Source organism: Nioella sp. (genome assembly GCF_964229645.1).
Classification (GTDB): domain Bacteria; phylum Pseudomonadota; class Alphaproteobacteria; order Rhodobacterales; family Rhodobacteraceae; genus Nioella.
In genome coordinates this window covers 1-5,180 of sequence record NZ_CAXREX010000273.1, presented here as the reverse complement: position 1 = coordinate 5,180, position 5,180 = coordinate 1, and the positions used below count along the sequence as shown (strand labels likewise).

Here is a 5,180-nt window from a genome sequence, read left to right as displayed (position 1 = left end):
GGCCCTGGCGGCGCTTGCCGTGGTGCTGATCTGGCCGCAGCCCTGGCAGGTATCCGAGCCTGAGGCCCTGCAAGAGCTTGGCCGCGCCAGCGGGGGAACCGCCCTGTGGCGCTACGTGATCCCGGCCGAGTTCACCGCCTTCTTCCGCGCCCTTCTGGGCTATGGGGCCCTCTTTGGTCTTGGCGCTTTCGCAGGCCTCAGATGGGGTCGAAGCCCTGTCATCTGGGCGGGCGTGTCTGCGGCTCTGCCGGTTCTTTTCTTCGCGATCGGCTACTGGCGGATCGCGGCCTTCGAGGTCGACTGGAACTGGAGCGTCACCGCGACGCTGCTGGCCCTGTCAATGTTCGCCGCCGCCCTTGTCGTCGCGCGCCGGCCCGCGCCTCGGCGCGACCTGCCGCTCGGGCTTTACACGGCGGCCACGACCGCGGCGCTGTCGCTAGCCGCGACCTGCCTTCTGCGCGAAGCCTGGCTGACCGTGGCCCTGGCCGCCGAGATCTTGGCGCTGGCCTGGATCTGGTTGCGCCTGCCGTTGCGGGAAATCCGGGCGCTGACCCTTGTGTTGACCGCTGTCGTGATCCTGCGTCTCGTCGCCAATCCCGAACTGCTGAACTACGAGGGAACGGTCTTCGGCAGCTTCCACTGGGTGCTCTATGCCTATGGCTTGCCCGCGCTCTCCACCTGGCTGGCGTCGCGGCTCTTCCGCTCGGGCGGGGATACCCTTGCAGCGACGATGCTGGAAATCACTGCGGCGGGTTTCGGATTCCTGATGGTGGCGCTGCAATTGCGGCTGTGGACATCGGGCGGGCTGAAAGACACCGAATGGAATCTGTTCGACCTCTCTGTTCAGATCCTGTGGTGGATCGTGGCGGGGGGGCTCCTGCTGCGGCGCGAGCTGCAAGACAGGCATCCCTGGACAGGGGAGGTGGGCCGATGGGTGCTTGGCCTGTCGATCGCCGCCGTGATCCTTGGCAGCGTTCTGGCCCTGTCGCCGCTGGCACAGGCACAGCGTGTGGGCAACTGGCCCGTCGTCAACCTTCTTGGGCTGGCCTACCTTCTGCCCGCTGCGTTGTTCCTCTTCTATGGTGCCTCGCACGGCTTTACCTTGCCCGATCGCTACCGCCATACGCTCTTTGGCATCGCGGGTCTTCTCGTGTTCGTCGACATCACGCTGGAAACCCGGCGCGCCTTCTGGGGCGAGGCGATGGCCTACGGGTTCCAGACCCAACCGGGCAATGCCGAGGTCTATGCCTATTCCGTGGTCTGGATCGTCTACGCGATGGCGCTTCTGGCGCTTGGTATCCTCTTGAAGGGGCGCTTCCTGCGGCAGGCCTCCATGGCGGTGCTCATGCTGTCGGTGGCCAAGGTCTTCCTCTACGACATGTCGGATCTGACCGGGCTTTACCGCGTCGCGTCCTTCCTGGGGCTTGGCATCGTGCTGATCGGCATCGCGCGCATCTATCAGCGCTTTGCGCTGGATGACCCTGCGCCCGAGTGATCTCGCGCCCTTGCGCCCCATGTGCTAGGGCGGGCCATGCGCTGTTTCCTGAGCCTCGATCTGCCCGATCGTTGTCGCGATCCGCTCCTGTCCATGATCGGCGGGCTGCGGGTGGGACGCGCGGTGCCTTGGGACAACCTGCATATCACCTTGTCCTTCCTCGATGATCAGCCCGAGGAGGCGCTGGAAGAGCTTCACGCCCTGCTGGAGCCGCTGCGCCTGCCAGCACCGGAACTGCGGTTCGCAGGGCTCGATTTCTTCGGGCCGGGCAAGGCGCGCATGCTGGCTGCGTTGGTCGAGCCGGACCCGCGGCTGATCTCCCTTCAGGCAGAACTGGAACGGCTGGCCCGCCGCGCCGGGATACAGCCCGAACGGCGCGCCTTTCGCCCGCATGTCACGCTGGTCCGGTTCCGCCACGCCATGGCCCCCGCAGAAGAGGCCGCGTTGCAGGGCTTTCTCGCGGCCCCACCGGTGGTCGAGATTGCACCTGCGCACGCATCCTGCTTCTCGCTTCAGGGCTCGACCCTCACCCCCGAGGGTGCGCGTTACGAAACGCTCGCGGCCTATCCCCTGATCTGAGCCGCCTATTGCGGCTGAACCATCGCTGCTTCCCATTCTTCGAGGAACTGCCGCCGTTTCAGCCGGTCGAGATAGACCAGCAGGCCGGGGCCAAGCTGGATGGGGCGCAGGCTCGCGTTTTCCGAGATCGTGGCCGGCGTGATGCCGGGAAAGGCGAAGCGCCCCCCGCCCGCGCGCCAGCCGGTCTCGATGAGGTGGTCGATGAACCTGCCCGCAAGCTCTGGGGCGCGGGCGGTTTCTGGGATCAGCACGGTGCGCATCATGACCGTAGTGAAATCCTCGGGTGCGATGATGTGGATCTGGTCATGCAGGTCGTCACGGGCCTGCGCATAGCTGCCCAACACGTTATACGCCACCGCGATCCGGCCCTGTGCCACGTCTTCGATCATGTCGGCCGAGCCGCGATAAAGCTGCGTCTGAAGCCCACCCATCACCTGTGCAAGGCGCCAGTATGTTTCCGAACTGCGCCCGTCCTGCGTTGCAAACAAGTAGCCAAGCCCGCTCTCTCGAACGTCATAGGTGCCGATCCGCCCGGTGAAGCGGTCTGGATTGTCCCGAAGGGTGGTGATCAGCGACTGCCGGGTGCGCGGCAGCTCCAGCCCCTCGAAGGCGGCGCGTGACAGCACCATGGTGGCGGGTTCCTGCGTGAAGGCAAAGACCCGGTCGCGCCACCGCGCCCATTCAGGCAGGCTCGAACTGGCAGGCGAGCGGTAGGCGCGCGCCAGTCCGTCATTGGCCAGCTTGATCTGCAAGTCCATGGCCGAGGAAATGGCCAGGTCGAAGCTTTCGCCTTCGTCCTGAAGGGCAACCGTGATTTCCGAGGAACTGACCACGAAATAGTCGACCGCAACGCCCGGGTTCCGCGCCTGGAACGCGTCGATGAACGGCGCGAAAAGGTCCGCGTCGGCGGTCGAGATCACCCGCAGCGTCGCCGTCGCATCCTCGGCCGGGAAGCTGACCTGCTCTTCGATCTCGAAGGCGGCAGCAGCCAGGGCGAGCAAACTCAGCGCAAGGGAAAGGACAAACGCACGCATGCGCCGGGGCCTCCTTCGTTATTGGCGATCGAAAGGCGCCCATGATGGGCGCGGGCCACTTCGTCGGCGATGGTCAGCCCAAGGCCCGAGCCGATCACGCCCGAGACGTTCTGCCCGCGCGCGAAGCGCCCGGTCAGCTTCTCCGCGCCCTCGTCGGGAAAGCCGATGCCCTGGTCTCGGATGGTCAGCACGGCCTTTCCATCCGCCTCGTCCAGTGTCACGTCGATGGGGCTTTCCGAGGGGGCATATTTCAGCGCGTTGTCGAGGATGTTGCGCACCGCGTTCTGGATCAGGATCGCGTCGCCCATCACCTCCAGCCCTTCCTGCGCCCGGAAGCGCAGGTCCATGTCCTTCAGTTCCGCCACGGGGCGCAGCCGGTCCACGAGGTCCGCCACCAGCGCCCCCAGATCGACGGGCGACAGCTCCAGCTGGTCGGCCCGCAGCGACACCATCGCGTGATCCAGCAACTGTCCCGCCGCGCGGCTGCTTTCGTCGATGGCGCGGATCATCTCGCGCAGCGCGGCGCGGTTTTCCTCCTTGTCGACCCGGCGCAGCGTGTTCTCGGCATGGGCGCGGACAGTGGCCAGCGGCGTGCGCACGCGATGCGCGGCTTCGGCGATGAAATCCTCGGTGCGGTTGAGCGCCCCCGACAGCCGCGCGATCAGGCTGTTGAGCGAGGCCACCAGCGGCCGCATTTCACGGGGCACCTCGGCCACCACCGGGCGCAGGTCCTGCGGCCCCCGGCGAGAGACCGACCCCGCGAGGCGGCTGAGCGAATTGGCGGCGCTCTGGCCCGCCAGAACGGCCAGAAGGGCAGAGGCCGCGAAGAAGCTGAGACCCAGGATCGTCGTCATGCGCAGGATGCGGGCCAGAACATCGGCCTGGGCGTCCCGCGTCTGCCCCACGGTGACCGCGATGCGCACGGGCTGCCCGCCGACGGACAGGCGGCGGCTGGCGGTGGCGACCCGCAATTCCTCGCCCCGGAAGGACACGGTGTCGAAGGCGGCCCCCGTGCCGCCCTGTCGCGCGGCGGGCAGGTCGTCATACCCGGTCAGGCCCTCGCCATCCTGGGTGATGCGGTAGAAGACCCGGTCATCATTTGCATTGTCCAGCATGGTGAAGGCGGAATAGGGGATATCGACGCGCACTTCGCCCGACTGAACGGAGGTGGCATCGAGAATCGAGGCTGCCGAGGCCGCGAGAATCCGGTCCTGCGATTCCGCCCCGATATCGCGGGCGAAGGTGTAGACGATGAAGAAGAGGATGACCGTCATGACGGCCGCGCCTGTCAGCAGCTGAAGCGTCAGCCGCCGCCGGATCGACCTGGGTCCCCGGAACAGCCGCATCACGGCACCGCCAGCCGGTATCCGAGCCCCCGCACCGTCACGATCGACACCTGGCTGCCCTCCAGGTGCCTGCGCAGGCGCCCGACATAGACCTCGATGGCGTTCTCGGACACCTCCTCGTCATAGGAAAAGAGCCGGTCCACCAGCTTGGGCTTGGGAATGATCTGCCCGGGCGCGGCGAAAAAGACCTCCAGCAGGCGCAGCTCCCGGTTGCGCAGGGAAACCACCTTGTCGCCGTTGCGCAGCGTGCCGGCCAGCGGGTCGAACTCTGCATCGCCGAATCGCTTCACATTGGTCGCGGTGCCGGTTCGGCGGCGCAGAACGGCCCGGCAGCGTGCCTCCAGCTCGGCAAAATCGAAGGGTTTGGGGATGTAGTCATCGGCCCCCATATCCAGCGCGCCCACCCGGTCAGACACCTCGGATCGCGCGGTCAGCACGATCACGGGCGTGTCGGTGCCGCGCGCGCGCTGGGCATTCAGGAAGTCACGCCCGTCGCCATCTGGAAGCATAATGTCCAGCAAAATCAAATCGTAATCGGTGGTCGACATGAAATCCTGCGCGGTGCCCAGATCACCTGCATGATCCACCACATGCCCAGCCAGCGCCAGGCGGTCCAGGATGTCAGCCGCGAGTTGGGCATTGTCTTCGACCAGCAGGAATCGCATCGGCTCGGGCGGACCTCTCGGGGGCGTGACAGGTAAATGTCAGGTTCGGGTGCTTGGTTTC

At 66.4% G+C, this 5,180-nt stretch carries 5 protein-coding genes; 2 read left to right on the top strand and 3 right to left on the bottom strand.

The window, feature by feature from the left end; genetic code table 11:
* Both ACEQXV_RS17800 and thpR read left to right on the top strand, forming a co-directional pair.
* A partial coding sequence (locus ACEQXV_RS17800) for a DUF2339 domain-containing protein (RefSeq protein WP_370270286.1) occupies window positions 1-1,495 on the top strand: 1,495 nt, incomplete at its 5' end.
* Between the two features lie 36 nt (window positions 1,496-1,531).
* Entirely contained in the window at window positions 1,532-2,074 is a 543-nt protein-coding gene (thpR, locus tag ACEQXV_RS17795; protein WP_370270285.1) for an RNA 2',3'-cyclic phosphodiesterase, read from the top strand.
* A 5-nt stretch (window positions 2,075-2,079) separates the two neighbouring features.
* On the opposite strand, the gene ACEQXV_RS17790 is transcribed toward thpR, so the two are convergent.
* From ACEQXV_RS17790 to ACEQXV_RS17780, 3 genes are read right to left on the bottom strand one after another with little or no spacing between them, the layout of a single operon-like run.
* Window positions 2,080-3,108 carry an ABC transporter substrate-binding protein gene (locus ACEQXV_RS17790; protein WP_370252954.1) on the bottom strand — a complete coding sequence of 343 codons (1,029 nt, stop codon included), beginning with the start codon at window positions 3,106-3,108 and terminating at the stop codon, window positions 2,080-2,082.
* On the bottom strand, window positions 3,078-4,454 hold the full coding sequence (locus ACEQXV_RS17785) for a sensor histidine kinase N-terminal domain-containing protein (protein WP_370252952.1): 1,377 nt from the start codon (window positions 4,452-4,454) through the stop codon (window positions 3,078-3,080). Before ACEQXV_RS17785 ends, ACEQXV_RS17790 begins: the two co-directional genes overlap by 31 nt.
* Window positions 4,454-5,119, bottom strand: coding sequence for a response regulator transcription factor (locus ACEQXV_RS17780; protein ID WP_370270284.1), 666 nt, complete (start codon window positions 5,117-5,119; stop codon window positions 4,454-4,456). The genes ACEQXV_RS17785 and ACEQXV_RS17780 overlap by 1 nt, the downstream gene beginning before the upstream one ends.
* Window positions 5,120-5,180: the final 61 nt, after the last annotated feature.